At 67.6% G+C, this 26843-nt stretch carries 25 protein-coding genes; 17 read left to right on the top strand and 8 right to left on the bottom strand.

The features are described from left to right. Positions 1–146 precede the first annotated feature (146 nt). The 7 genes from IBX18_RS23415 (at position 147) to IBX18_RS23385 (ending at position 5572) form a co-directional block, all read left to right on the top strand. Positions 147–1274, top strand: coding sequence for a Xaa-Pro peptidase family protein (locus IBX18_RS23415; RefSeq protein ID WP_194835698.1), 1128 nt, complete (start codon positions 147–149; stop codon positions 1272–1274). A gap of 47 nt (positions 1275–1321) precedes the next feature. Further along, complete coding sequence (gene efp / locus IBX18_RS23410) at positions 1322–1885, top strand: elongation factor P (protein WP_194835697.1); 564 nt, start codon at positions 1322–1324, stop codon at positions 1883–1885. A gap of 105 nt (positions 1886–1990) precedes the next feature. Further along, positions 1991–2497 (top strand): transcription antitermination factor NusB, encoded by a 507-nt coding sequence (gene nusB / locus IBX18_RS23405; protein ID WP_194835696.1) that lies wholly within the window; start codon positions 1991–1993, stop codon positions 2495–2497. Beyond that, entirely contained in the window at positions 2494–2757 is a 264-nt protein-coding gene (locus tag IBX18_RS23400) for a YciI family protein (RefSeq protein WP_194835695.1), read from the top strand. Before nusB ends, IBX18_RS23400 begins: the two co-directional genes overlap by 4 nt. A 384-nt stretch (positions 2758–3141) precedes the next feature. Further along, positions 3142–4032: a hypothetical protein gene (locus IBX18_RS23395; protein WP_107657961.1), complete on the top strand. Its 891-nt coding sequence runs from the start codon at positions 3142–3144 to the stop codon at positions 4030–4032. Further along, complete coding sequence (locus IBX18_RS23390) at positions 4032–4718, top strand: hypothetical protein (protein ID WP_194835694.1); 687 nt, start codon at positions 4032–4034, stop codon at positions 4716–4718. Before IBX18_RS23395 ends, IBX18_RS23390 begins: the two co-directional genes overlap by 1 nt. Then, complete coding sequence (locus tag IBX18_RS23385) at positions 4700–5572, top strand: inositol monophosphatase family protein (protein ID WP_228541616.1); 873 nt, start codon at positions 4700–4702, stop codon at positions 5570–5572. Before IBX18_RS23390 ends, IBX18_RS23385 begins: the two co-directional genes overlap by 19 nt. Here IBX18_RS23385 and IBX18_RS23380 read toward each other — a convergent pair. After that, complete coding sequence (locus IBX18_RS23380) at positions 5569–6837, bottom strand: SLC13 family permease (RefSeq protein WP_194835692.1); 1269 nt, start codon at positions 6835–6837, stop codon at positions 5569–5571. The genes IBX18_RS23385 and IBX18_RS23380 overlap by 4 nt on opposite strands. A 27-nt stretch (positions 6838–6864) precedes the next feature. Between IBX18_RS23380 and IBX18_RS23375 the strand changes: the two genes are divergently transcribed. Then, a complete protein-coding gene (locus IBX18_RS23375) occupies positions 6865–12618 on the top strand; it encodes a TIR domain-containing protein (RefSeq protein ID WP_194835691.1) in 5754 nt (1917 codons plus the stop codon). 1 nt (position 12619) lies between these two features. Here the strand turns inward: IBX18_RS23375 and IBX18_RS23370 are convergent, their stop codons facing one another. Next, positions 12620–13687: a hypothetical protein gene (locus IBX18_RS23370; protein ID WP_194835690.1), complete on the bottom strand. Its 1068-nt coding sequence runs from the start codon at positions 13685–13687 to the stop codon at positions 12620–12622. A 198-nt stretch (positions 13688–13885) separates the two neighbouring features. Here IBX18_RS23370 and IBX18_RS23365 point away from each other — a divergent pair, with 198 nt between their 5' ends. Together IBX18_RS23365 and IBX18_RS23360 are read left to right on the top strand one after the other, a co-directional pair. Continuing rightward, on the top strand, positions 13886–14446 hold the full coding sequence (locus IBX18_RS23365) for a DUF4334 domain-containing protein (protein ID WP_194835689.1): 561 nt from the start codon (positions 13886–13888) through the stop codon (positions 14444–14446). Between the two features lie 116 nt (positions 14447–14562). Further along, the gene (locus tag IBX18_RS23360) at positions 14563–15798 is read left to right on the top strand and encodes an FAD-dependent oxidoreductase (protein ID WP_194835688.1); all 1236 of its coding nucleotides are present in this window, start codon (positions 14563–14565) and stop codon (positions 15796–15798) included. A gap of 14 nt (positions 15799–15812) precedes the next feature. On the opposite strand, the gene IBX18_RS23355 is transcribed toward IBX18_RS23360, so the two are convergent. Further along, complete coding sequence (locus IBX18_RS23355) at positions 15813–16793, bottom strand: zinc-binding dehydrogenase (RefSeq protein ID WP_228541615.1); 981 nt, start codon at positions 16791–16793, stop codon at positions 15813–15815. Between the two features lie 71 nt (positions 16794–16864). Between IBX18_RS23355 and IBX18_RS23350 the strand changes: the two genes are divergently transcribed. Continuing rightward, complete coding sequence (locus IBX18_RS23350; protein WP_373889221.1) at positions 16865–17455, top strand: TetR/AcrR family transcriptional regulator; 591 nt, start codon at positions 16865–16867, stop codon at positions 17453–17455. Between the two features lie 13 nt (positions 17456–17468). Here IBX18_RS23350 and IBX18_RS23345 read toward each other — a convergent pair whose 3' ends face one another. Both IBX18_RS23345 and IBX18_RS23340 read right to left on the bottom strand, forming a co-directional pair. Continuing rightward, positions 17469–18290, bottom strand: a complete 822-nt coding sequence (locus IBX18_RS23345) for a CPBP family intramembrane glutamic endopeptidase (RefSeq protein WP_194835686.1) — start codon at positions 18288–18290, stop codon at positions 17469–17471. Positions 18291–18433: 143 nt separating this feature from the next. Continuing rightward, positions 18434–19147 (bottom strand): HD domain-containing protein, encoded by a 714-nt coding sequence (locus IBX18_RS23340; RefSeq protein WP_194835685.1) that lies wholly within the window; start codon positions 19145–19147, stop codon positions 18434–18436. A 111-nt stretch (positions 19148–19258) separates the two neighbouring features. Here IBX18_RS23340 and IBX18_RS23335 point away from each other — a divergent pair, with 111 nt between their 5' ends. Continuing rightward, entirely contained in the window at positions 19259–20101 is an 843-nt protein-coding gene (locus tag IBX18_RS23335) for a hypothetical protein (protein ID WP_194835684.1), read from the top strand. Positions 20102–20419: 318 nt separating this feature from the next. Here IBX18_RS23335 and IBX18_RS23330 read toward each other — a convergent pair whose 3' ends face one another. Together IBX18_RS23330 and IBX18_RS23325 are read right to left on the bottom strand one after the other, a co-directional pair. Next, complete coding sequence (locus IBX18_RS23330) at positions 20420–20869, bottom strand: SgcJ/EcaC family oxidoreductase (protein WP_194835683.1); 450 nt, start codon at positions 20867–20869, stop codon at positions 20420–20422. Between the two features lie 59 nt (positions 20870–20928). Further along, a complete protein-coding gene (locus tag IBX18_RS23325) occupies positions 20929–21555 on the bottom strand; it encodes an alpha-ketoglutarate-dependent dioxygenase AlkB (protein ID WP_194835682.1) in 627 nt (208 codons plus the stop codon). 30 nt (positions 21556–21585) lie between these two features. Here IBX18_RS23325 and IBX18_RS23320 point away from each other — a divergent pair, with 30 nt between their 5' ends. The 5 genes from IBX18_RS23320 (at position 21586) to IBX18_RS23300 (ending at position 26338) form a co-directional block, all read left to right on the top strand. Then, the gene (locus IBX18_RS23320) at positions 21586–21966 is read left to right on the top strand and encodes a hypothetical protein (protein ID WP_194835681.1); all 381 of its coding nucleotides are present in this window, start codon (positions 21586–21588) and stop codon (positions 21964–21966) included. A 458-nt stretch (positions 21967–22424) separates the two neighbouring features. Further along, positions 22425–23633, top strand: a complete 1209-nt coding sequence (locus IBX18_RS23315) for a glycosyltransferase family 4 protein (protein WP_194835680.1) — start codon at positions 22425–22427, stop codon at positions 23631–23633. 97 nt (positions 23634–23730) lie between these two features. After that, positions 23731–24159, top strand: coding sequence for a hypothetical protein (locus IBX18_RS23310; protein ID WP_194835679.1), 429 nt, complete (start codon positions 23731–23733; stop codon positions 24157–24159). Between the two features lie 41 nt (positions 24160–24200). Next, positions 24201–24845, top strand: coding sequence for a 2OG-Fe(II) oxygenase (locus IBX18_RS23305; RefSeq protein ID WP_194835678.1), 645 nt, complete (start codon positions 24201–24203; stop codon positions 24843–24845). Further along, on the top strand, positions 24842–26338 hold the full coding sequence (locus IBX18_RS23300) for a hypothetical protein (protein WP_194835677.1): 1497 nt from the start codon (positions 24842–24844) through the stop codon (positions 26336–26338). The genes IBX18_RS23305 and IBX18_RS23300 overlap by 4 nt, the downstream gene beginning before the upstream one ends. On the opposite strand, the gene IBX18_RS23295 is transcribed toward IBX18_RS23300, so the two are convergent. Continuing rightward, positions 26309–26596, bottom strand: a complete 288-nt coding sequence (locus IBX18_RS23295) for a hypothetical protein (RefSeq protein ID WP_194835676.1) — start codon at positions 26594–26596, stop codon at positions 26309–26311. The genes IBX18_RS23300 and IBX18_RS23295 overlap by 30 nt on opposite strands. Positions 26597–26843 lie beyond the last annotated feature (247 nt).

Here is a 26843-nt window from a genome sequence, read left to right as displayed (position 1 = left end):
CCCATGCCGCCCGGTTCGTAAATCGGCAAGTACCAACAGCATCCGCGATCGCAGGCATGATCTTCCGCACGAGGTCAGCGCACTCGCGGCAGCCGGAGCACGTGTTGTATGCGGGCGATACGGCGTGTCAGCGGTAGCTTTGAACCATGTGTGCTGATCACGTGGGCCAGGCGCCCGACTACGCCGCGCGGCGTGGCGCGCTGCGGAGCCTGCTGGTGGAGAACGGGGTCGACGCTCTGCTGGTCACCGATCTGGTGAACCTCAGATACCTGACCGGGTTCACCGGATCCAACGCGGCGCTGCTCGTGCACTCCTGGGACATGCGCAATGCCGAGGAGCGCACGGTGATCGGCACCGACGGCCGCTATCGCACCCAGGTCGCCGAGCAGGTGCCGGATCTACGCGCCGAGATCGCCAGGGCGACCGCCCGCCGGATCCTCGAGTTGGCAGGGGAGTGGCAGCTCGGCCGCGTCGGCTACGAGAGCCACATCGTCACCGTCGAGCAACATCGCGGCTTCGTCGAGCAGCGCACCGGCCTGGATTTCGTCCCCACACCCGGCCTGGTCGAGCAGCTGCGCATGGTCAAGGACGCCTACGAGGTGGCCCAGCTCCGCGCGGCCTGTGCGGTGGGCGACGCCGGGCTCGCCACGCTGCTGGAACGCGGCCTGCTGCGCCCCGGCCGCACCGAACGGCAGGTCGCCAGGGACCTGGAGTGGGCGATGTACGAGCACGGCGCCGACGCGGTGTCGTTCGAGACCATCGTCGCGACCGGGGTGAATTCGGCTGTCCCGCATCATCGGCCGACCGAGGCGGTGCTGGCCGCCGGTGATTTCGTCAAACTCGACTTCGGCGCCACGATCGGCGGCTACCACTCGGACATGACCCGCACCTTCGTGCTCGGCACCCCCAGCGACTGGCAACGCGAGGTGTATGAGCTGGTCGAAGCCTCGCAGCGGGCGGGACGGGAAGCCCTGCGTCCGGGAGTGAAGGTCGCCGACGTGGACGCGGCGTCGCGCGCGGTGATCGAGGCGGCCGGACACGGCAAGCTGTTCGTGCACGGCCTCGGGCACGGGGTGGGATTGCAGATCCACGAAGCGCCGGGCATCGCGAAAAACGGAACCGGTACACTTCTTGCTGGCGTGGCGGTGACCGTCGAACCCGGTGTGTACTTTCCCGGCCGCGGCGGGGTCCGGATCGAGGACACGCTCGTGGTGCGCGAAGGGGGCCCGGAGTTGCTCACCAACACCAGCAAAGACCTGACCGTCGTCGATTGACGTCGGTCGACCACCATGTTGTTTACGAATTAGGAGATCCGAGGACAGTGGCGGACACCAGCGACTTCAAGAACGGCCTTGTGCTGAAGATCGACGGTCAGCTCCAGCAGATCGTCGAATTCCAGCACGTCAAGCCGGGCAAGGGTCCCGCCTTCGTGCGGACCAAGCTGAAGAACGTGCTGTCCGGCAAGGTCGTCGACAAGACCTTCAACGCGGGCGTCAAGGTGGAGACCGCGACGGTCGACCGCCGCGACATGACCTACCTGTACCACGACGGTTCGGACTACGTCTTCATGGACGGCGACACCTACGACCAGATCTCCATCACCGAGGAGACCATCGGCCCCGGCGCGCGCTTCCTGCTGGAGAACATGACCGTGCAGGTCGCCACGCACGAGGGCGCGCCGCTGTACGTCGAGCTCCCGGTCACCGTCGAGCTCGAGGTTCAGCACACCGACATCGGCCTGCAGGGCGACCGCTCCACCGGCGGCACCAAGCCCGCCAAACTGGAGACCGGCGCCGAGGTCCAGGTCCCGCTGTTCATCAACACCGGCGACAAGCTGCGCATCGACTCGCGTGATGGCAGCTACCTCGGCCGAGTCAACGCCTGATCGCCCCCCGCGGTGGGAGCGTCAGGCCCGGAGGCGGTAGCGCAGCGTAACCACGCAGGGCCCGCTCCGACCGCCATAGATACAGCGACTGGGATAATGGTGACTGTGGCTGAACAGCCGTTAGACAAAAAGTCGTTCAAGAAGCTCGGCACGCGGCACAAAGCCCGCCGCCGGGCCGTGGATCTGCTCTTCGAGGCAGAGGCACGCGACGTCGACCCGGCCGACCTGCTCGACGAGCGGGTCGAGCTGGCGGCCCGCGACCAAGCGGTCGCGCCAGTGCACGCCTACACGCACACGCTGGTCGAGGGCGTCGCCGACGACCTCGACCGGGTGGACGGCACCATCGAGTCCTACCTGAAGGACTGGGAGCTGTCCCGGCTGCCCGCCGTCGACCGCGCCATTCTGCGGATCGCGGTGTGGGAGTTGTTCCACGCCAACGATGTTCCGCCGGTCGTCGCGGTGGACGAGGCGGTGGAGCTGGCCAAGGAGCTGTCCACCGACGACTCCCCGTCGTTCGTGAACGGCGTGCTCGGCCAGGTCGTGCTGATCGCGCCGCAGGTGCGTGCCGCGGCGGCCGCCACCCGCGCGCCGCGCCCCGAGGCCGAGGCGTGAAGAAGTACCTGGTCCTGGCGATGCGCACGCCGCGCTTCGACCCGGCCGTGATCGAGCCGCACAAGCTCTTCCTGAAGCAGCTGAGCGAGCGCGGTCAACTGGTGGAGAGCGCGCGCTTCACCGACGGCACCGGTGGGGCGTACTTCATCACCGCCGAAAACCTCGACGCCGCAACGGAACTCGCGTTCGCCGACCCGGTGTACACCACCGGTTCTTCGACGGTGACCGTCCACGAGTGGGAACCAACCACCCCCAACTAACGCCCAGCCGCACACCTTCTGACTGAGCGCATACCGAATCGCATGCGATTCCCTATGCGGGACATCGGAAAGCGTGCGGCTGTCGCTTTTTGTGCGCCGACCCTTGCGCTCCCGCCGGGGGTGTACGGGACCGGCGGGAGCGGGATGCCGAGGCATCCGGGCCTGCTGCCGCCGAGTGCTCGGCGACCGGTTCCCATCCTGTTTCCTCAACCGCACTCGAGGTCAAGGGGACCGGATGTGGGCTGGAACACGCTGACCAGCAGGCGGGCTCGGTGCCTGGGCAACCACCAGCCCTGCCAACCTGTTGGCGCGGCACGACTTCCGCTTTCTTTCGCGACGGGTCGACGGCTGCCTCTATCCTGGGGGGAATAGAGGGGAGGCCGCATGGGGCGGTTGCTGATCTGGTTGCGTAACAACGTCGACGGTGTGGTCGCGTTGGTGCTCGCCGTGGTGGTCGGCCTGCTCGCGGTCCTCGACGTGATCAGCGTGGACAACGTCAACGCGGCGGTGCTGCTGGTGCTCGCGTTGCTGGCGACCACCCTGCTGCGCGATCGGCACCTGTCGGCTCAGGCTGTGCGCGACGCGAATTCGGTGCAGCTGCTGTACGGACCGGAGATCGGGCACGCGCACACGCTGGCCAGGCGCGGCACCGAGCAGTGGATCTTCAAGGGCGGCACCGGAACCTACATCCGCGCCGTGACGCTGCGCGAGTGTGTGGAGAACGCGCGGCGCGAACAACGCCCGCTGCGTGTGCAATTGGAGATTCTCGACCCGACCAACGAAGCGCTGTGCAAGACCTACGCCCAGTTCCGTTCGTCGCTGTCGCCCGAGGCCGACCGCACCGGCGAGTCGTGGACCACCGAACGCACCCGCAAGGAAGCCTTCGCCACCGTGCTGGCCGCCTGCTGGTACCGGCAGCGGTTCACCTTCCTGACCATCGACGTCGGCTTGTCGACGGTGATGACGACGTTCCGCTGGGATCTGTCGTCCAGCTGCGTGATCGTCACCCAGGACAATCCGAACACGCCCGCGCTGATGTTCGAGCGGGACAAACCGTATTACCGTGATTTCAACCGCGAACTGGTCGCCAGCTTCAAGCAGACCAAGCAGGTCCCGCTGAGCCGTAGCGAGGAACTGCCGCTGTCCGACGAGCCGACCGTCGACCAGGTCCGCAGCCTGTTCCAGTTGCTCTCGCTGGAACTCCCGGCCGCTTTCACCGATCGCGACGTCGCCGACATCGTGCGTCGCGCGCTCCAGCCGAGGAACCCGTATTAGTGAACGAATATGCCCGCGTCCGCACGTTGATCGGTTCCGATGCCACCGGCGCCGCGGTGCGCCGCTGGGCCCGCGACGTGCTCGCGGGTGTCGTCGACGGTAGCTCGGAGCTGGCCGCGGTCCGGCATCCGTTGGGGTTCTTGTGTTTTCCCGCGTGGCGCGGTGGCGGTCTCGGTATCTGCGTGCACGTCTGGACCGAGGGGGTGCGCGACGACTCGACCACCTCGAAGGTGCACGCGCACAGCTGGGACCTGCTCAGCACCGTGCTGTACGGCACCGTCGGCAACGAGATCATCGAGATAGACAGTGCGCCGGCTCGTCCCACGCATCGTCTGTTCGAGATCCAGAGCACCGCGGACGGCGACCTGGTGCGGGCGACACAGCGGCTGGTCAGCTACCGGACCCGCTCGCGCGAATACTTCCACTCGGGCGAGGTATACACCCTTCCGAACGGTGCGTTCCACGTGTCCGATGTGCACGGCGAGGCGGCGACGGTCGTGCTCGGCGAGGACAATCGCGACCGGCCGGACCTGTCGCTCGGTACGATCGCCACCAGCGACCACTGGGTGCATCGAACGCTGTGCACCCCCACCGAGACCCGGCGCGCAGCGCACACCGTGCTGGCCCACCTGCGGGATCAGCCGCTACGGAAGCAACTGGAGAACCGATGCGAGCGGGCGACGTAATGAACCTGGTACTCCCGGACACCTTGCTCGATGTCGCGGCCGAGGTGGCCGTCACGGCGGCGGTCGAAGCGGGCCGTGCGATCCGCGCCGGGCTGCTCGGCGCGCTGACCGTGCACACCAAGGACGCGACCGGCGACGTGGTCACCGACCTGGATCTGCGCGCGGAGCAGATCATCCTGGGCCATCTGCGTCGAGTCTTCCCGGACCATCGCATCCTCGCCGAGGAGTCCGGCGTCCTCGACAGCACCGACGACACCTGGTGCTGGGTCGTCGACCCGCTGGACGGCACCAACAACATCACCATCGGCCTGCCGGTCTGCACAGTCGGTATCGCGCTGTGCCACAACGGAACACCGGTCCTCGGCGTGGTGCACGAACCGATCGCCGACCACACCTGGACCGCCGTCCGCGGCCGCGGCGCCTTCGGCCCGAACGGCCCGCTCTGGCATCCGGCGCACCGTCCCGCGGCCGCCCCGGTGCTCGCGTGGCTTCAGGGCTACCCGGTCACCCGTGCCGACCCGACCGCCCGCGCCCTGCGCCTCACCCTGGAATCGGCTTCCCGCCGTCTGATCCAACTCTGGTCCCCGCTGCTGTGCTGGGTCATGCTGAGCAACGGTGACATCGACGGTTTCGTCGGCTACCGCGCCGGCCTCGTCGACCTCCCCGCCGGCGCCCTGCTCGCCCGCGAATCCGGCATGCACCTCACCGACTTCGACGGCACCACCCTCGACGAGCGCCTCGAATTACCCGTCGGCGAAGTGGATTTCATCGCAGGCAGCGCCGAGATGATCCCCGAACTGACGTTGCTGGTGAAGTCCGCGGCAGAGGTCACTGTCACCGGATTACCCGACTAGCCGAAGACGAGTAGGGCCGCGACGGCGCCGGTGGTGCCGACGACGGCGAGCCCGAGTCCGGTCAGCACGAAGCGCAGCATGGGGACTCGAACGTTGTGTGTGCGGCAGAATTCCAGGCAGAGCAGTGTCGCCAGCGACGCCCACGGGGTGACGATCGGACCGATATTGGTGCCGATGAGCAAGGCCAGCAGTTGATTGTGGTTCTCCGGCGGCACGACCGCTTCACCCGCGGTGTAGGCGGGGAGATTGTTGGCGATGTTCGACAGCGTCGCGCCCGCACCCGCCGCGCGGAAGGCACCGGCCGCGCCCGAGTCCGATCCGATCAACGTGTGCATCAGATCGGACAGGCCGAGGCGGCCGAGGGTGGGCACCACGAGGAATAGCCCGACGACGAAAACCAGTAGCCGCCAAGGGAACAGCGCCCAGCGCAGCGACGAGCGGTCGAAGACGACGAAGGCGAGCACCGCGATGGCGGCGGCGATGGTCGCGGCGATGCCGATGCGGTGGCCGACGAACGGGATAGCGAAGATGAACAGCAGGCAGGCCCCCGCAGTGGTGTACATCAACACCCGTTCCTTCGCATTCTGCGGCCGGATCGGCTCGGGCGGCAGGTAGCGGTCGTTGTCGCGGCGTCCGCGCCGCCAATACCAGACCCAGAGGCACAGCATCGTCGCCGCCAGCGAAACCAGCTGCGGTGCCCACATTTTCGCGGCGAATTCGGGCGCCGTCAGCGCGACCCGATCGGCGGCGAGCAGATTGGTCAGATTGGAGACCGGCAGCAGCAGGCTGGCCGTGTTGGCGAGCCAAATCGTCGTCATGGCCAGCGGGAGCGGTGGAATGCGCGCAGGTGCGGCCAGCGCGAGCATGACCGGGGTGATCAGCACGGCCGTCGTATCGAGGTTCAACAGTGTCGTGGTGGCGGCGGCGAACAGCACGCAGAGCACGAACAGCGCCGGGTAGTACCCCCGTCCGAGAATGGCCAGCCGGTGCGCGATCACGTCGAACACCTTGGCCTGCCGGGTGAGCTCGGCCAGCACGATCACGCTGCCGAGAAACAGCAGCAGCGGGCCGATCCTGCGCATGTTGTCCGCGGCCTCGTCGCGCGGCAACAGCCCGGTGAGCACGCACAACAGCCCGGCGAGCAGCAGCCCGACCCGGACCCAGTCCAGCACGCTCAAACCCCAGTACCGGCGTTCGGCCGACGCCGCGGCGCTCGCCGGAGGGTTCCGTTCGGAGGAGTCGACCTGTTCGGGCACAGCTGCCATGCTATTGGCCTGGGCCATACTGGGTGCGTGACACAGCAGGGTGGGCGGGCACGGGACTTCTTCATCAGCTATTCCCCGGCGGACGAACGATGGGCGACGTGGCTGGCCTGGCAGCTGGAGAGCGCCGGATATCGCACCCTGATCCAGGCCTGGGACTTCGTGCCCGGCACCAACTTCATCGACTTCATGGACCGCGGCGTGCGCGATTCGACCGTCGTGCTCGCGGTGCTCTCCGAGAACTACCTCCAATCGCGTTACGGGACAATGGAATGGCAGGCCGCGTTCCGCACCGACCCCGGCAAGCTGCTGCCGATCCGCGTCGCCGACTGCGTGCTGGAGGGGCTGCTCGCCACCATCACCTACATCGACCTGGTGGGTGTGCCGACCGACGAGGAAGCCCGCCGCATCCTGCTGGAGCGGGTGCGGCACTTGCTCGCGGGCCGGGGCAAACCGCACATCGAACCCCGCTTCCCGAACGAACTCGGTGTCGGCGCGCTACCGGACCGCTACGGCGAGGAAGACCCGGCAGGCACCGTCGAGTCCCCGATGAGCAGGCGCACTCCCGTTGCGGCCCCGGCCTTTCCGGGCGGCAAGCACCGGGACGAGCACCGTTCCGGAGTCAGCGTGCTGCACGTGGCCGGCCCTCGCTTCGGCCGTGGGCTGTTCGCGTCCGACGAGCCGAGCACCGCCCGCGAACTCCAGTCGCGCATCTACGCGAACGTCACCCAGCTGGTCGGTCAGGGTGTGCCGAAACCCGACTTGATCGTGGTGACCGGCGATGTGACCGAATCCGGCCGTCCGCGCGAGGTGGACGAGGCACTGACCTTCCTGACCGGGTTGCGCGTGTTGCTCGGACTCGAACCCGACCGGCTGATAGTGGTGCCGGGCAATCACGATGTCTCCAAGGTGGCCTGCCACGCCTACTTCCTGAATTGCGAAGCGCGCGACCGCAAACCGCAGCCGCCGTACTTCCCGAAACTCGAGCAGTACGCGCGGTTGTTCGCCGAGTTGTACCAGGGCCTGGACCATCTGGTGTTCGACGTCGGCCAGCCGTGGACGCTGTTCCCGATCCCCGAATTGCGGGTGGTGGTAGCGGGTTTGAACTCGACCATGGCGGCGACCCACCTGCCCGACGACGACTACGGGAGCATCGGCGAGCCCCAGGCCGCCTGGTTCGCCGAGCGGCTGCGGCAGTTCGAGGAGAGCGGCTGGCTCCGCCTCGGTGTGGTCCGGCACGACCCGCTGCCCGGCCCGGCCGCCTCGCCCCGCGATCCCGCGCTGCTGCGCGACGCGGACACGCTGTCGCGGCTGCTCGGCGGCCGGCTGAATCTGCTGCTGCACGGCCCGGGTCCCGGTGGGCCGCACCTGGATCGGCTGGACGGCAGGCTGCCCGTCATTCCCGGCGCCGCGGCCGGCCGCGACGAGATCATCCAGCTGACCCACGAGGGCCTCGCCCGTTTCTCCGCGACCGCAAAGGATCCCGCGGAGCCCACTGCACGGCTGGCCGAGCCATGGACGAATGCCGTTGCGGCACTGGCCTCGGACACCCCGGCCGAGCTCACCGGCCCGGACGAGCTCACCGAGCCCGCCGCCCTGGAGGCCCCCGCCGTGCTCGACCCGCACGGCCGGCTGCTGGAGCGGGTGGTCGAGGTATGCGAATCCCGGTATCCGGAAGCCAAGATCCGTCGCGTGGAGACCGACCCGCCGCACCTGCTGCTCACCCATCAGCGCGACGAGGTCACCGCGCAGTGGCGCGTCGGCGTGCACGTCGGCGACATGACCAGGCGGGTGGTCGAGGAATTCCTCGGCCACGACCCGGAATACGGCTCCGAACTCGTCTATCGCGGTGCGCCGCCGCCGCGTTCGCTGCGCGACGAAGCCGCCAGCCACGGCCTGCGGGTGCGCAGCTTCACCGAATTCCAGGGCCTGCTGGACCTGGACGAGTATCTGGCCAAGCAGGTGGAGCGGTTGCGCACCGACCGCCGCTACCCGCCGGATCTCTATGTGCCGCAGCGTTTCCGGCTGCTGGAGCACGGTGAACAACCGGTGCACGACGACCTAGTCGCCGAACTGCTGCGCCTGGTCGCCGTCGATCACGGCCGATTCGTGCTGGTGCTCGGCGATTTCGGCCGCGGCAAGACCTTCGCGCTGCACGAGGTGGCCCGCCGCATCACCGAGACCAGGCCCGCGCTGATCCCGATCCTGATCGACCTGCGCACCCTCGACAAAACGCATTCGGTGGACGCGCTGGTCGCCGCGCACCTGGCCAACCACGGCGAGGACCGGATCGACCTGAAAGCGTTGCGCTACATGCTCCGTGAGGGCCGGGTGGTGCTGCTGTTCGACGGCTTCGACGAACTCGTCACCCGGATCAGCTACGAGTTCGCCGCCGACCATCTGGAGACACTGCTGCAAGCCGCGGTCGGTAAGGCGAAAATCATTGTGGCGAGCCGCACTCAGCATTTCGAGTCCCGTGCGCAGGTGCTTACCGCGCTGGGGGAGCGGGTCGGGCTGCTCCAGGACCGGCAGATCCTCAGCATCGAGGAGTTCGCGCCCGCGCAGGTGCACGCCTTCCTCACCAACCGCTACGGCGGCGACGTGCCGCGCGCCGACGCCAGGATGCGACTGATCACCGGCATCCAGGATCTGCTCGGCCTGGCCCAGAACCCGCGCATGCTGAGCTTCATCGCCGATCTGGACGAGCGGCGGTTGCGGGCCGCGGCGGGCGCCCAGCAGACCGTCGGCGCGGCCGGACTGTATCGGGAGATCCTCGAATCCTGGCTGTCCTACGAGGCCGATCGCACCGCCGCGACGGCGGGCTCGCTGCCCGGTCTCGGCCTGCACGAATTGTGGCTCGCGGTCACCGAATTCGCGTTGCGCATCTGGGAGACCGGCGAGCCGTACCTGCGGCTGGCCGAATTGACCGAGGTGGCACAGCATTTGGTGGAGATGACCGGCGCCAACCGGATGTCGGTACAGCAGTCGACGCACGCCATCGGGTCCGGCAGCCTGCTGGTGCGGACCGAGGACAACCTGTTCGGCTTCATCCACTCGTCGGTGCCGGAATGGTTGGTGGCCAACCACATCGCCGAACAGTTCGCCGCGGGGGTCGCCGCGCCGCCGCAGCTCGGGCACGCGCCGCTGTCCCAGCTGTCCATCGACTTCCTGTGCGATCTGGCCGATATCCGGTTCGCGCGCACCTGGGCCGACGGCGTGCTCGACGACCCGGCCGCCGACGAGGTCTCCCGCACCAACGCGATCCGGCTGACCACCCGGCTGCGCACCGCGCCCACCGCCGACCTGCGCGGCGCGGTGCTGGCCGGCGAGGACCTGTCCTATCGCGATATGCAGCAGGTCGACCTGACCGGCGCGGATCTGTCCGGCGCCCGGCTGGTCGGGGTGAATCTGGACCGGGCGATCCTGCGTGGTGCCCGGCTGGTCGGCGCCCGCTTGGACGAGGCGAGCCTGGTCGGCGCGGATCTCACCGAGGCCGACTTCACCAGGGCGCGGCTGGCCCGCGCGGACCTGACCGGGTCCCGTGCGCCGGGTAGTCGCTGGAACCGCGCGGCACTGCTCGATGTCGTCGGCACCCCCGCGGGCACCGATCTGCGCGGCGCCGCCCTGGTGCCCGGCTCCGAGGCCAGGACCGAATTCGCTCCTGCGGCAATCGGTGTCCGGCACGGATTCCATGCCAGGCACGGCCGGTTGCCGCAGCCGGTCGCCTACAGCCCGGACGGCGGCACCCTGGCCATCGGCAGCGATGACGGCGGTGTGCTGATCTGTGACTCCGAGACCGGGCTGCCGCTGCGCACGCTGCAGGGGCACCGCAATCGCTCGTTCGCGGTCGCCTACACCGAGACCGTGCTGATCAGCGGGTCCAGCGACGGCACCGTCGGGCTCTGGGACGTGACGACCGGCGAGCTGCGCCGAATCCTGCACGGCCACAGCCAATGGCCGTGGCCGGTCATGCTGAGCCGCGCGGGTGATCTGCTGGCCACCGGCGATGCCGAGGGCATGCTGCGGCTGTGGTCGCTACCCGGCGGTGACCTGCGGCACGAATGCGTTCCCGCGGACGGCAGCCGGGAGTTGATCTACAGCTTGGCTTTTCACGACGGCGTGGTCGCCGCCGCGTACCGCGACGGTGTGGTGCGGCTGTGGGATGCCGAAACCGGTCGGGAGCGCGGCAAATTCGTCGGCGCGCCGGGTTCGGTGTTCCGGATCGCCTTCAACCCGGCCGGCGATCTGCTCGCGGTCGGCGATGTCCGTGGCCTGGTCGCACTCTGGGATCCGGTGCGCTGCACCTTGATTCGTGAGCTGCCCGGTCACACCGGACGGGTGTACACGCTGGCCTTCCATCCCCGGTTGCCGCTGCTGGCCAGCGGGGATACCGATGGGGGACTGCGCCTCTGGGATGTCGAGACCGGTCAGGTGCGGCACGCGCCGTCCGACCACAACGCGGCCATCTACTGGGTGGTCTTCGATCCGACCGGCGACCTGCTGGCCGCCGGTGACAGCGCGGGTCTGCTGACGCTGCGCGACAGCGCGACCGCCGAACTGCGGCACCGGATCACCGCGCACACCGGGTCGATCTGGCCGTTCGCCTTCCGGCCGGACGGCGGGCAGCTCGCGGTCACCGACGACCAATTCACCACGCGGCTCTGGGATCCCGTGACGGGCGGCTCCAGGCACGTGCTGACCGGGCACGGTCGGCAGGTCCGGTCGGTGACGTTCAACGCGGACGGCACGCTGCTGGCGGCCGGCGGCAACGACGGCGTGGTGCGGCTGTGGGATCCGGTGACGGCCAAGCAGATCCGGCGCCTGGCCGGCAGCGAGGACCGGCTGATCACCTTCGAAACGGCGCTGTTCAGTCCGGTGCAGCCGCAGCAGCTCGCGGTGGTCGGCAACGACGGGCGGTTGAGCCTGCTCAACCTCGACACCGGCCTGTTCCAGCGGCACATCAATGTCGAGGCCGCGCCGGTCTGGGCGATCGCCTTCGATCCCACCGATCAGTACGTGGCCACCGCGAACGACGACGACACGGTGATCATCTGGTCCCGGACCACCGGCGCGCTGCACATGGTGTGCTCGCAGCACCACGGACGAGTGCGGTCCATCGCCTTCGACGCCGAAGGCGCAACCATGGCCACCGGCTGCGACGATGCGGTGGTACGGCTCTGGGATGTCGAATCCGGCAGGCTGCTGCGCGAGTTGCACGGGCACCGCGATCGGGTGTACGCGGTCGTCCTGCACGGCGACCGGGTGGCCAGTGTCTCCTGGGACAAGACGGTGCGCATCTGGGACGCCGACTCCGGGGCCTGCCTGCACGAGCTCACCCGGCACACCGGTCGGGTGTGGGCGGCGGCGGTCGACCCGCAGAGCGGCATCCTGGCCACCGGCGGCGAAGATCTGGTGGTTCGCCTGTGGGACATGGCAACCGGGCGTCACCTGCACACCATGGAGGGGCACAAGCGGCAGGTGTGGTCGCTGGCCTTCCACCCGTCCGGGCGGCTGCTGGCCAGCGGCGGCGACGACGGCAACACGATCCTGTGGACCGTGCCCGGCGGCGACTATCCGGACCAGGAGACGGCACCGACCATTCGCGCGGAACTGCTCGGACTGTCCGAGGGGTGGGCGGCGCTCGCCCCCGACGGGCGGTACAAGTTCGAAGGCAATACCGCGGGTCAGTTCTGGCATGTGATCGGCATGGCACGGTTCGAATCCGGGGAGCTGGATCCGTATCTGCCCGAGGTCGGGCAGATACCGTTGGACGCGCCCTTCTGAGCTAGGCGACGCCGCGCGCGAGGTTGTCCCCGGCACCGCGCAGGAACGGATTGCTGTCGCGCAGCGCCTTTTCGATGATCACCTGGACATCGGCGTCGTCGTAATCGTCGGGGATGTCCAGGCCGAGGACCTCGAACAGCGTCCGTACCTCCGCCACGGTCGGCTCCTGATCGAGCGGCACCCGGGGCGCTCGTTCGATGGGCACGCGGCGGCATTCATGGAAGCTGGTCTGCAACTCGGTGCGCCACGAGTCGTAATAGGGCTGGCCGCGTTGCACGATCATCGCCGGAAAGCGCGGTCCGCGTTGGGTGACGATCAGATAGCGCGAGGACATGTCCCAGCGAAACATCGACACACTCGAGGTGAGCGCGATCTCGATATCGAGAAACTGGCGCAGCCGCTGTTTGTACCAGCAGACCGCGAGAATCGTTGCGTACAACTCGATTTGGGTGCCCTTGCCGGTCCAGGTGAGCGCGTCGTCGTTCTCGCCCTCGGCCAGCGTCCGATACAGCGCCGCATAGCGTTGGCAGACATCGAGATCGGTGGGATCGAGAATCTCGATGCGCGCGTGGAAATCCCGGCCGTCGTGATGGGCCTGTTTGAGGCAGTCCGGCAGCGTCACCACGCGGGTGTGCGCGCCGGTGCCGCCTTTGAACGTCCAGCGTTCGGTGCCCTGCCGCGCCTTGGCCAGGGCCTCGGAGACCTCGGTGCCGACGGCGAAGCGCACGGCGGCCAGGTCGTCGAGCGTGCGCTGGGTTCGTTCCAGCACGCCTTCGACGGGTGTCAGGGTGGCGACCCGCTCATGGAGATCGCGCAGAGTGCCTGCGACCTCGGTGATCGTCTGCCGGATTTCCGCGTTCACCGATTCCTGGCGCCACCGGTCCCGGAGCATCGCATAGGCGACCACGCCGAGCGTGAGCGGAATGACCTTGCTGACCAGATCGGTGGGAATGACGTCGACGAGGCCTAATACGCTCATGGTCACGGCTAGCGCCACCGCGACCACGCTTTCCGCATTGGATTTGATCCACTCGAGATCGGTTCGCAGCTGCGCTGAAAAACGCCCCATCTGCGCTCTCTTTCCACCCCGCGGGCCCCGACAGACGACCTCAGAGTAATCGTCTGCCAGTCGCTGTGCCCGGCGATTCGTGCAGCGGCACAACGGATAAACCCGACAGACCAGTCCTGTTCCGCCCTGCGCACGCAGGCGGTTCAGACACAGAGATAGAGTTAGTGTTGCATCATCGCAACAGTGAGGAGATCGGACATGGTCGACACGAACGGAACGGCAGCGGCCGAGCTGGCGGCACTCCGCGCTCATCGCTGCACCCCCGCGCAGGCCTCGGCGTTATTCGACAGCTTGCCCGCGGTGTCGTTCGACGAGATCACCACCGGACGCTGGCAGGGCGACGAGCTGGACACCGGGCATCCGTTCGCCGGGGTGCTGGTCGCGTCGGGGTGGTACGGCAAGCAGTTCGACGACGCGGATACCGTGCATCCGCTGCTGTTCGCCGCCGACGGCGTGGTGTTTCCGGTGGATCCGCGGCGGGTGCCGCTCGGTCTCGCGGGGCGGGTGCCGATGGCGGGTGTGCGGGCCGGGAAGAAGATGCTCGGCTACCTTCGGTTCGCCTTCCAAACGCACCGGCCGACAGCGCGTTTGCGCAATGTGGAGTATCGCGGCGTGCTCAGTGCGGCGATGATCTACGACCACCTGCCGATCATCGATCACTTCCGCCGGGTCGACGCGCACACGCTGCTCGGTGTGATGGATATGCGCGGGTTGGCCGAGCCGTACTTCTTCATCCTGCGGCAGGAACCCACGTCCTGAACGGGACGACCGAGTTTCGATCCGCGACAGCGCATCTCGGCCCGGCGCGCAGCCACAGGCAGTAGCATTTCCAGCACAGGCGATACCTTGCGGCACCGACCGAGGAGGGACAGTCGATGGAGCACACGACCTGCCTGGTGGTCGGCGGGGGACCGGCCGGGATGATCCTCGGACTGCTGCTCGCGCGGGCCGGCGTCGAGGTGACCGTGCTGGAGAAGCACAAGGACTTCCTGCGTGACTTCCGCGGCGACACCGTGCATCCCACCACCCTCGACCTGCTCGACGAGCTCGGGCTCGGTGCGGAGTTCGCGAAACTGCCGGCGCGCAAACTGGAACAGATACAGCTGGCCACCGCCTCCGGATTGCAGACGTTCGCCTCGCTGCGGGATCTGCCCGGCAAGCACAAGTACATCGCCATGGTGCCGCAGTGGGACCTGCTCGACCTGCTGGCGCGCGCCGCCAAGCAGGAGCCGAGCTTCCGGCTGCGGATGAATACCGAAGCGACCGAACTGATCTGGTCGGACGGCAAGGTCGCCGGTGTCGGCTATCGGACCACCGACGGTGGCACCGGGGAGATCCGCGCCGATCTCACTGTTGCCCGCGACGGGCGCGGTTCGGTGCTCCGCGCCGCCGCAGGCCTGGCGTCGCGGAATTGGCCGACGCCGATGGATGTGTGGTGGTTCCGCTTGCCGCGCACCGAGATCGACCCCGCCGGCGCGGTACCGATCGTCACCGCGCATCGTGCCGCGGTCCTGCTCGACCGCGGCGACTACTGGCAGTGCGCCACCCTCATCGCCAAGGGCACCGACCCGGCGGCGCGACGCGGCCCGGTCGAGGAGATCATGCGCACCATGGCCGACGCGGTGCCCTGGCTGAAGGACCGGGCCGACGCGCTCACCAGCTGGGACGAGGTGAAGCTGCTCGACGTCCAGCTCGACCGGCTGACCACCTGGTACACCGGGGGACTGCTGTTCATCGGCGATGCCGCGCACGCCATGTCCCCGGTCGGTGGTGTCGGCATCAACCTGGCCGTCCAGGACGCCGTCGCCGCCGCGAGAATCCTTGCCGCGCCGCTGCTCTCGAAAACCGTCAGCACCCGCGACCTGGCCAGGGTGCAGCGCCGCCGCACCCTGCCGACCGTGGTAACCCAAGGCATGCAACGGATTCTGCACGCCCGGGTGCTTCGTCCGGCGCTCGCGGGCGGCATCAATATCGCCAACGCCCCGCAGGCGCCGCTGCCGGTCCGTGTACTGCGCCGAATCCCTGTGGTGCGCAGCATCCCACCGTTCCTGGTCGCCCGCGGCATCCTCCCCGAGCACGCCCCCGACTTCGCCCGCCGCACCCCCAGTTGACGGTTGGTAGCCCGCTACGACTCGTGGTTCGGGCGGAGGATGATCCTGCCCAGGGGTGTGCGGCCCTCGATGAGCTGGTGAGCCCGTGCTGCTTGGTCCAGTGGGAGCACTGTTTCGACGAGCGGGTCCAGACCTCCTGTGGCGGCGCGGTCCAGGGTCGCGGTGTGGGCGGCGGCGACTCGGGCCAGCCAAGCCGGACCCGCGCAACCGGTAAGGGTCACGCCGCGGGTGATCAGGTCGGCGGCGGTCAGCTGGGCCGGGGTGCCGGAGAGCCAGCCGTAGCTGAGCATGCGGCCGTGCAGCGGCGTCATGAGGTCGAGGATGTCGCGGGTGGTGCTGCCGCCGATCGAGTCGAAGACGACGTCGAGTGTTGTGCCGCCGAGGATTTCGCGAAGTCGGTCCGGCCATTCGGGGTCGTTGTGATCGATCACCTCGTCGGCGCCGAGCTTGCGGGCCTGCTCGATCTTCGCGGGTCCGCCCGCTGTGGCGATGATGCGCGCGGCGCCGTACTCCTTGGCGAGCTGGGTGAGGTAGCTGCCGATACCCGTTGCGGCGGCTTCGATCAGCACCGTCTCGGTGCCGGTGAGCTCGGCCGTTTCCAGCAGTGGCAACGCCACCGACCCGCTCATCAGCACCGCCGCCGCGTCCACCGAGGACAGGCCGTCCGGGATCAGTGTGACGGAACCGGCTGGGGCGCTGACGAATTCGGCGTAGGAGCCAAAACCCATGGTGGCCACCGTCACCCGGCGTCCGATCAGTGCGGGATCCACCTCCGCCCCCACCTCGGTGACCACGCCGGCTGCCTGGAAACCGAAGACCAGCGGCGGCTCGACACCGAGCGGGAACTCCCCGGAGCGCAACTTGGTCTCCGGGAACAGGACCGGAATGGCCTCGGCGCGGATCACGATCTCCCCCGCACCGGCCTTCGGCCCCGCAACCTCCTCGAGGACCAAGACCTCGGGTCCGCCGGTCCCCGTCATTACGATTGCCTTCATCGTGAACTCCATAAGTTGACTATCGGTCCAGTTGCTTCCGCAACGATATGGACCGGCGGTCAAGTTTGTCAATGAAAGCGGGTGTGATGACCGACGGGCGTCCGAAGGAACGGGCCGACGCCGCGCGCAACCGGCGTGCGATTCTCGACGCGACGACCGCGCTGCTGGCCGAACACGGCGCCGAGGCGATCACCATGGACCGGGTCGCCGCCGCGGCCGGGGTGGGGAAGGGCACCATCTTTCACCGGTTCGGCAACCGCGCGGGACTGCTGCACGAGATGGTCGCCGAGAGCGCGCTCACGTTGATGGACGCCATCACCAGCGGGCCGCCGCCCTTGGGCCCCGGCGCACCGGCCGACGCGCGACTGCTCGCCTACTTCGACGCGATGACGCGTCTGGTGATCGAGAACTCGGAGCTGATGGTCGCCTACCGCACGGTGCCGCCGCACCCGCGCACCGGGGAGTTCCACGCGTTCTGGGACAACCACATCACCGCGCTACTGCACGAAGCGCGCCCCGATGTCGACGCCCAGGTGGTCGGCAGGTTGCTGCTCGCCGCGATCGGCGGCGAACTGGTGCCGACCATGGTCCGCTCCGGTGAGACCGACCGGCTGCTCGGCGCGGTGCGCGAACTGGTCGAATCCGTGCTGCGCCAACCCTGAAACATGGTGTGCGCTAGAACATTGCGGCAATCATCGCGATAGGCAGATTGATGATGCCGTGCACCAGGAACAGCAACCAGGGATTCCGGTACCGCGACCACAGGTAGCCGAGGAAGAGGCCGTAACCGCCGACGTGGACGAAGGTGGCGGCGAGGTCGATGCCGAAACCGTTGCCGCCGTGGATCTTTACGTGCCAGGCGGCGAATATCAACGAGGAGACCACGATCGCCGGCCAGCGCCCGACAGTGGCTTCCAGCCTGGTCTGCAACCAGACCCGGTAGAAGATCTCCTCCAGTACCGCGTTGAGGAGAAACACTCCGAGCACCGCGATGAGATCAGGTGGCGCACCGGTATACGGCCCCTTGAAGAGGGTGAACAAGGCCAGGAAGGTCACGACCGTGGGCATCGGGCGCAGCCATCGGCCTTGCGTATCGACCCGATACCACTCGCGCCCCGCCACCAACCGGAACAGCAGCGGAATGGCCACCAGTAGAAGCAGTTTCAAACCGGTGAACCACAGATGGTCGCCGGGGGAGAGGTAGAAGGCGACCGCGAAGCCGAGCCCGAGCGCGAGCAGCCACCACGCCTGACGTTCGATCGCACGCGAATCGGCGGTCGGCAAGAGGACGTCGTCGCGTCGCTTCGGCGGCACCAGCCAGGCGACCGCCAGCCCACCGGCCACCGTCAGGCCGGCCGTCCAGAGCGCCACGGTCTCGTCGGAGGTGGCCGAGACACGCATCATCGTGTGCCCCGTCGCGATCAGCGTCACCACCGCGGCCAGGTACACCGAGACTCCCGCTGTCAGCAGGAGGCCGCCGGTCCTTCGAAGTCGCATGCGCCTCACGATGCCATCGGCGCGCTACCTTGCCGACCCGGCGGCCCGGATGTCATCCGAAAGGGCTAGGCCCTGTGTCGAAGTCCCATCCAGCCCCCGGATGCATCCGGCCGGACTTCGACACAGAGCCTAGGCCGTCGATGTCACTCGGGAGCGAGGATGGCCTCGAAACGTTCGTCCGCACTGTCGAGTTGGCCGAGGATGTGCTGCTTCACCTCGTCGTCCAAGGGTGTGTCCGCTCGGGTGACGAGGTCACGGTAAATGGCGGTGAGGGGACGGTATTTGGCAGCGAGCTTGTGCATGGCGGGCTCGGTCGCATACAGGATGCCCACCCCGTTGTCGGTGAAGTCGGAGAGCTTGATGATCCTGGCCCACGGGGACTGCTCGAGATTGGCGGCGACATGTTCGCGGTATTGGAGGTGCCGGTCGATCGACGGGTCCGGCTCGGGATTGGTGACGGCCGCGACCAGCTCGGCCACCCGCTCGCCGAAGCGGTCGGCGAGTTCGGCGAGGGCCGCTGCGGTGGCCGGTCCCGGCCGGTCGCCGGCCAGTTCCACCGGATGATCCTCGACGGCATCGTGCAGCAGGCCCGCGGCGACCAGATCGCCGTCGCGGACCCGGTAGTGGCTGATGATCCGAATAGCCACGCGCAGTAGATGATTGAGATACGGCTCGCGCCCGTAGCGATCGTCGCGGTGGAGTTCGGTGGCCAGGTCCAGCGCGTCGGTGAGCCGGTCGGCGTCCGGCAGGTCCGCGATCTCCAGCAGTAATCGTTCGCGCAGCCCGGCCTCGCCGTAGACCTCGCTGATCGTGTGCAGCGGCATCACGGCCAAGACCCCCGCCCCAGGATTGCTCATGCTGTCAATCTAACGGCGCACCGCGCTCGGCGTCGCGGTAAAAATCCGTTGCCGCCGCCGGTAGCGCCGTGGTGTCCTGAATGGAACGCGAGGCAGGAACCGGAGGTACACGTGGCCGCGCAAGACAGGCGGCCGCGACACCGTTCGGCCACCGACGAGATGCTGAAGCTGCATCGGCGCACGATGGTGCTCGACGGACGGGTGTACACCGTCGTCAGCCTGCGCCCCGGCAGCGATTTCCGCTTCGCCACCAACCGTTTTCACGACACCTGGCATGTGCTGACCGACTGGCGCGGTGCGCGGGTGCTGGCGCGGTTGGTGTGGGGGCTGGCGTATCAGCGGCGGCCGGGCACCCTCGTCGTGCTCGATCCGGCGCAGCTGGACTCGAATCCGTTCGACGGGGCGCCGTCGGATCCGATCGTGTTCGTGCCGTCCGAGCTCACCGTCTTCACCAGGGCGGCGGCGGTGGCGTTGCGGCGCCGGTTGCCGTTCCGTGAACGTTCCGAAGGCACCGTGCGCTGGCAGACCTTCGGATTGAACGGGGCGGTCGAAGAGGTGCGGGCGTGGCGTGCCAAGGACGTCATCGAACGATACGACCACTACCTGCCGCAGCCCACCGGTTGGCTGCGGGTGGATCGGATCGGCGGCTTGGTCACCCTTTTCGGCGCGGCCGACCAATTGCGTGAGCTGGCGCAATCTCTCGCCACGCTGGGCACCTATGACTACTTCGGCATGGACTATCACTATCTGGATTACCCGGAGTGCAACGGTGAAGTGCAGATCTTTCGGGACTACCGCAGCCGCGTGACCACCGCCCGTCGCGCCCGCGTTGACGTCCTCGGGCCCGACCACCACGGACCGATCACCGAGGATGACGAATGCGCCATCTGGTCCCACGCCGCAGCCCTGCGTCGTAACCGCCTCCCGCGCCTCCCCGAACCCGCACCGAACTAGGGGCTGCCGCACAGTCCCACCCGGCGGGACTTGCGTGAGGCGCTGGCCCAACCGCCGCACCTGTTGTCGGAATCGGCACCCGATCGGGGCATCCCTACGAGGTGCGGCTCCCGAGAAAGAGTGCTGATCAGGCGAGCGGGTGCGGTCCCGCGATCTGTTCAGACCTACTGGCGCGGCGCTGGGCTGACGGTCGCACCGGTTGTCGGGATCGGCACCCCCTCGGGGCGTCTCTAGGAGGTGCGCGGTCCGTCCAGACGTACCGGCGCAGCGCCGCACCCCTCGGTGCTGTTGCGGCGCTGCGCCGTTGGGGGGAGGTGGTCATTCGCCCTGGGGAATCAGGGTGTTCTGCCTGGCCGCGGTCCACCAGCGCCCGTCCTCCTTGACCAGGACGTAGAGCGCGATCATCGCGTGGTCGATATCGATCAGCCCGCCGTCGGCCGTGGTCGCCCGCGCCACCTTGTGGGCGACTGCCACGTCGGGGCGCAGGAAGGTGATGTCGGTGACTTCGTAGCGGACGTACTGGTCCTTCAGGAAACCGGCCAGCCCACGACGATTCGCTTCGAGCAGTGTGTCGCGTCCGGTCAGCAGTGCGCCCACCGCATTGACGACTGTGGCGTTCGCGGTGAAGTCGGCGGTCATCAATTCGGCGTCGTTGGTGTTGTACGCGGTCTCGGCATTGCCGATGATCTGCTCGATGGCCGCGATATCGGCGGTGTGGTCGACGGTCGTGTCGCTGACCAGGGGCGGCTGAAAGGTGTCCGTGCTCATGGGGATCAGCCTCCAACCTCAACAATGGTTCATGTCAAGGCTTGCCGCGTGCACCCGTTTCAGCGCACGCCGCGGGTGCGGAACTGGATGCTGATCCGCGGCCCGGTCGGCTTCCGTGTTTTCGGCACGGCGTGCTCCCAGGTGCGCTGGCAGGAGCCGCCCATCACCAGCAGATCGCCGTGCCCCACCTGGTATCGAATGCTCTCGCCGCCCCCGCGCGGGCGCAGCAGCAGTGCGCGCGGCGCACCGATCGACACGATCGCGACCATGGTGTCCTGGGTCGCGCCGCGGCCGAAGTTGTCGCCGTGCCAGGCGACGCTGTCCTGTCCGTCGCGGTAATAGCACAGCCCGGCCGTGCGGAACGGCTCGCCGAGTTCACGCCGATAGTGCTCGCTCAACGCCCGTCGCGCGTCGGCCAGTGCCGGATCGGGGAGCGGCTCGTGCTCCTCGTAGAACTTGAGCAACCGCGGCACATCCACCACGCGGTCGTACATCGGCCGCCGTTCGGCCTTCCACGGCACATCGTCGACCAGCCGGTCGAACAGCGCGTCGGCGCCCGACAACCACCCGGGCAGCACATCCACCCAGGCGCCGTGGTCCAGCACCGTGCGCCGCGCGGCGCGAAGCGACCCGAATTCGGTATCACCGAACCCGTCGAGCAGTGATCCCTGCAGCGGTGTCGACATGCCAGCGAATCTACCTCTGATCGAACATATGTGCTAGCGCTAATCGGACGTGGTTTTCAGCCCGACGTCCCGACGCACTGGGTCGACGAAGGGGTACTCGGATACCTGTCCCGCGCGGATGCCCTGTGGCTCGCCGAAACACTGACCGAACTCTCCGCTCCGGCAAGCCGTTTCGACGTCGTCCGATTCGCGGTCGACGAAAACCCCGCCCAATACAGCGAACTCCGCCGGCTCGTCCGCGCCGGGCACGAGGGCGAAGACCGGCTCGCGGGCTTGGGTCCCGACGCCGCAGTCTGGCTCGCGGACCGCGGCTGGCACACCACCTTCCGCAGCCGGTCCGAACTCGTCGCCCCGCTCGACCGTCCGGTGGACAACCCCGGCGTCGGCTTGATCATCGCCGTCCGCGCATGATCTAGCGTGCCCCGCTCACAGCCGCTTCGGACGACGGCCCGTGTTTCGGAGGTGCGGTGTTCGCGACCGAACTGCCGATCCGCTGTTTCGACACGTCCGGACCCGGGTGAGGTCACCGCAGACCATTAGGCCTCCGCTCCAAGGGGGCGGGCCAGCTGAGTCGGCTCGCCGTTCATCCTGTTACTCGGACCTGAGAGCCGTCCAGCTTCACCGGGCTCAATATCGACCAGCTGACGGATGATCGTCGGGCATGTCACCAACGGAGCGGCGCTCCCTAGCCAAAGCCAGCATTTCGCGAGGCGCTGGTGCTGCGCTCGGCCTACCGGTTGAAGGAGGCCGACCCCACTCGTTCGCGATCCCGCGGCGGGAGAGCAGCACCCCATCCGCAGCGGGCGTGGCGACGAATACGGTTCTGGGCCGGTCGCTGTGGCTTGGCCATCAGACACGCTGATCCGAGGATGGCCGTGCATCTCGCGTTGCTGACACCCGAATGGTGGTACGAGGGCAGTCCCGGCGGGATCGCCACCTATTGTCATATCTTCGCCGACCAAGCCGCGAGCCTGGGCCACGACGTAACCGTGTTCGCGCCCGGTGGTGGCACCACACCCGCCTCGATCGACCGGGTTCGCGTCCTCACGGTCCCCGTCGCCGCACCCACTCCGCGGGGCTACGCCGAGGCGTTCCGCGACGCGGTGGGCTCCTGGATACAGCAGGGACACCCCATCGACTGTGTCGAAGCGGCAGACTATTTGGGGTTTGCCGCCCTGCTCGGCCGTTCGGTCCCGGTAGCCACCCGACTGCACACGCCCTACACATACCTCCTGGAACGCAGAGGGGGTGCGCCGAGCGTGACCGACCGCGACGTGCTCGCGCTGGAGGGCGAGCAGATTCGGCGTTCGGCCTTGGTGACCAGCCCGAGTATGTGGCTGGCCGAAATCGCCACCCGCCTGTGGGACTTGCCGCGCCAACCTCCGGTGATCCCCAATCCGATCCCGCGTCTGCCGGACATCGGTGCCTCCCCGAATGCGGAGAGCAACCCGCGCATGCCGCTGCGCGTGCTGTACTTCGGTCACCTGACCGAACACAAAGGTGTCTTCACACTCGCTCAGGCACTGCGGGACTGGTTCGATCAGGGCGCCGACGCTACGGTGAGCTTCGTCAGCCAGGAAGCACCATGGAAGAACCTGGCCGAAACACGAATACGGCAGATACTGGGCCGCCACGCTGATCCACCCCGATGCCGGTTGCTGCCCGAGCAGCGCGGCGAGCAGCTACAGCGCACTATCGCCGCCGCCGACCTGGTCGTCCTGCCGTCCCACCACGACAACCTGCCCTACACCGTGGTCGAGGCGATGACACACGCCAAACCCGTCATCTCCACCACCGGTAGCGGCTGTGCCGAAATCATCGACCACGGTCGTACCGGTTTTCTCGTTCCGCCCGGCGATGCCGCTGCTCTCACGGAGACCCTCACACTGCTCAGCACCGATCGCGCCGCACTGACCGCGATCGGTCGCCGAGCACAGGCATCACTGACGCGGTTCTCCAACCAGCACACCACCGCCCGACTCGCCGATCTCTACGCTCACGCCAGCGACGACCATCGCGATATCCCGCACCTGCGGTCGGACAAACCTGGGCATGTGAGGCCGACCGGTATGGCTTGACCATCGATAAACCGCGGCTCCGGGACTTGCCGCACGATCCGTGCTTCCATCCAGAAGATCCTCGGCTACGAATACTGATTCGGCAAAGACAGCACTTGTGACCGCAGCCCTGCGCGGACAGTCGCCGGGCGTCGAGCGTTCCATGAAAGGAACAAACGTGAATCGAACTGACCTGAACAAGCGAATCGCAGCTTTGGCTGGGGCGGTCACCCTCGCTTCCGGGCTCGGAGCGCTGCTTCCGGCATCGGCAACCGCCGCCGACGGAAAAATCAAGATCGACGACGGCAGGGAAACGATGACCTATGCGCTGGAGTCCGGCCCGTGTACCCGTGGCGACGTCGGCAGCGACGGGAAGGCCAAGATTCATAACGAAACGGATAAACCGTTGAAAGTGTATGAATCCACGGACTGCTCAGGCACCGCGATTACCGTCGCCCCGGGAGACACGAAAGAAGTCAGCGGCGAAGTCAATTACGGGTTCTCCTTCATTGCCCCGGGGTACCCGCAGCGCCGCTATCAGAACTGAGTCTCGAGGCCATCGGCATCAGCAGGCGGGAAGGAGAATGAGTGGAGCCGTCCGCACCCGGATCGCAGGCCGCCGGGACAGTAGTAGGCGCGGTAGCGGAACTGCGGTCGGGGCAGGCAGGTCCGGTGTTGGCCGCTCCGCTCTGTCGCTTCCATGACCTGCTCGGCGTCGCCGCAGCCGACCAGCTGCTGCAGCAGCTCATCGAGGGGCTCGGTGCGGACAACGGCCGGGAGCCTGGCGGCATCGACGGTCTGGCGGACGCTGTCGGCAGGCGCGCCGGCGTGGTCTGTGACCTCCTGGGTGTGCAACCGCCAGCCAGCCCCCGCCTTTCCTTCGCGCTGGTTACGGGCGACGACCGCGGGCGGCCCAGCGCAGAGGTGTCCGTGGATCCCGCTGGCGCCACAGACTCGGCCTGTGTGAGCTTCATCTATTGGCTGCATGCCAGGCCTCGCCGCTTCAGTGGCGGTCAGCTGCGCCTCTACGACGTCGGGATCGGTAATGGGCAGCCGATCATCGACGCCGGGTACCGCGACTGCCCGGTCGAGCACGACACGATCATGTTCTTCCCCTCCTCGTTCTGGTCCGAGCTGCGACCGGTAACTCGGCCCGTCGAACTGCAGCCCGTGCACGGCGCCGCCGACGATCCAGCGGGCGCTCGTTTCGCGTTGCGGGGGTGGATCAGATGACCGCTCTCGTGCGGGAGAGCAGCGCCTGCACCGTGGTAGCGGAGTCCGGGATCGACCGCCCGCAACTCACCGTCGGCATCGTGGCCGAGGACGATCAACTCCAGCAGACCTTGGTCACGCTGGGTGCGTTGGACGGGCTAGACCAGATCGAGATCGTGATCGTCGCCCGCGCAGCGCAAGATCAGGTCTTGCTCGATGCGGCGCGTTCGCAGACCAGCTCTCGCTGGGTACTGCGGTGGCTGACATGGCGGCCCGGGACCGCCGCCTTGAACTCGATTTTCGCTGAGGCGCGGGCCGATTGGGTCTTGTGCCTGAGCCCGGGAACGGTCCTGCAAGATTCGGCACTCACCGACCTGGCAGCGTTCGCGGCGGCACACCCGCAACACCGGGACTTACTGCAAGGCCCCCTGAACAGGAGCCCGGAACCAGACCTCACCCATCTCGAGCCGGTCTGGCACCGCGGCCGCTTCGGTGTTGCCAGCGGGGATCCGCACCCATCAGGGGAGGTCTCCGAGATCGGAATGCACGATCTGGGAGTCTTCGCCTGCCACAGGGACTGCTGGCCTGGCATCCATCCGCGGCTCGGCATGAGCTCAGGCCCACCCGGCTACCTACACAAGAAGTTCCGTAGCCGGGGCGGACGCAGCCTCTCGCTGCCCTTCTTGCGGTGGCGCAACGCGTTGGACGACGGCCCGGAGTCTGCCTGGTCGGCACAGCAGTTCTTCACATACCTGCTGTGCTGGGAAGACATCGGCGCTGCCGTCGAACCGATCCTCGAGCACTACACCGAAGGGCGAGGGGGCTTGTGGGTCGATCAACACCTCGCCACCTGGTTGGCCGAACGAAACGATCCCTTCGACGCATTCGGCGCCATCGTCTGCATCAACTCCGATCATCAACCCCAACGATGGACTCGCATCAGCGCGCGCTTCGTCTCCCTAGGGATCGCCGAAAAAGTCCAACGTCTGCCCGCGACCCTCACACCGGAGCGCTATCAACTCGGCTGCGCCTTGTCCCACCGGCGGGCCATAGAAATGGCGCGGGTGCAAAGTCTGGAGAGCATCCTGGTGTTCGAGGACGACGCTGTCTTCCTGAACGGCACTATCTGGGTCCTGCGCCACAGCGTGCGCGAACTGATGCGGGTGCCGTGGAAACTGTTCTACCTGGGTGGCTTCTACTCCGATCAAGAAAACCCACTCGGCATCGACAACCCAGCGCCGAACGCTGCGTTCCTACGCCACGCACCTGGCCTGGTTACTACGCACGCGATCGCCTATCACCGAAGCGTCTTCGATCAGATACTCGACGAACTACCCGCCGATCCCGAATCAATGCGCTGTTTCCTTGCCGATTACGACGGCCACGTCGACGTCTACTACTCCAAGGTCTTCAACGACGGCGTCTATCGTTGCTCCCCCACTGTCGCCAGTCAGGAAAGCTACATCCACCTCGAACACCCACACCTACGCGACCAATTCCGTGTCGCCCCTTAAGTATTTCGGCATCGAACACTCTTGCTGTCGCCTGATCGGCCGGGCGGTGGCGAGGGTGGGTTCCGGCTGCCTCGAGGACACGCACACATCGGCAGTACCGCGCGTTCTGTCAGCTGCCGCCCACGCGGCGATCGCGGCGGAGTCGGCGTCGGCGTCGTAACCGGGGACACCATCGGTGAAGCCGACGGCCTCGGCGGCGTACTCGGCGGTCGGGGCGGCATATAACGCGGCATCGCCAGGATCAACTGTGCTCAGCACTTCGTAAAGCAATCCGAGTTGTGATCGAACTCTTCGGAATATCGGCTCCGCGCGATCGGCAGACGTCTGATCGATGCAGCGCTGCCGACATTGCGCAGCGGCTCCGCGATACATTCGTCGCTGATGTCGGTTCCGGATGGAAAGCTCGCTGGGCGCACTGCAACGACCGCCCAGCCGACGGTTCCGCTCGACGCGGATTGTCAAAGGTGGTGCCGCCATCAGGTTTCCGGCGATGACCGTGCATCGT

It is taken from the genome of Nocardia sp. XZ_19_369 (genome assembly GCF_015355715.1).
In the GTDB taxonomy this organism is placed as follows: domain Bacteria; phylum Actinomycetota; class Actinomycetes; order Mycobacteriales; family Mycobacteriaceae; genus Nocardia.
The sequence above is the reverse complement of the archived record's forward strand: the minus strand, read 5'-3'. Positions and strand labels throughout refer to the sequence as shown.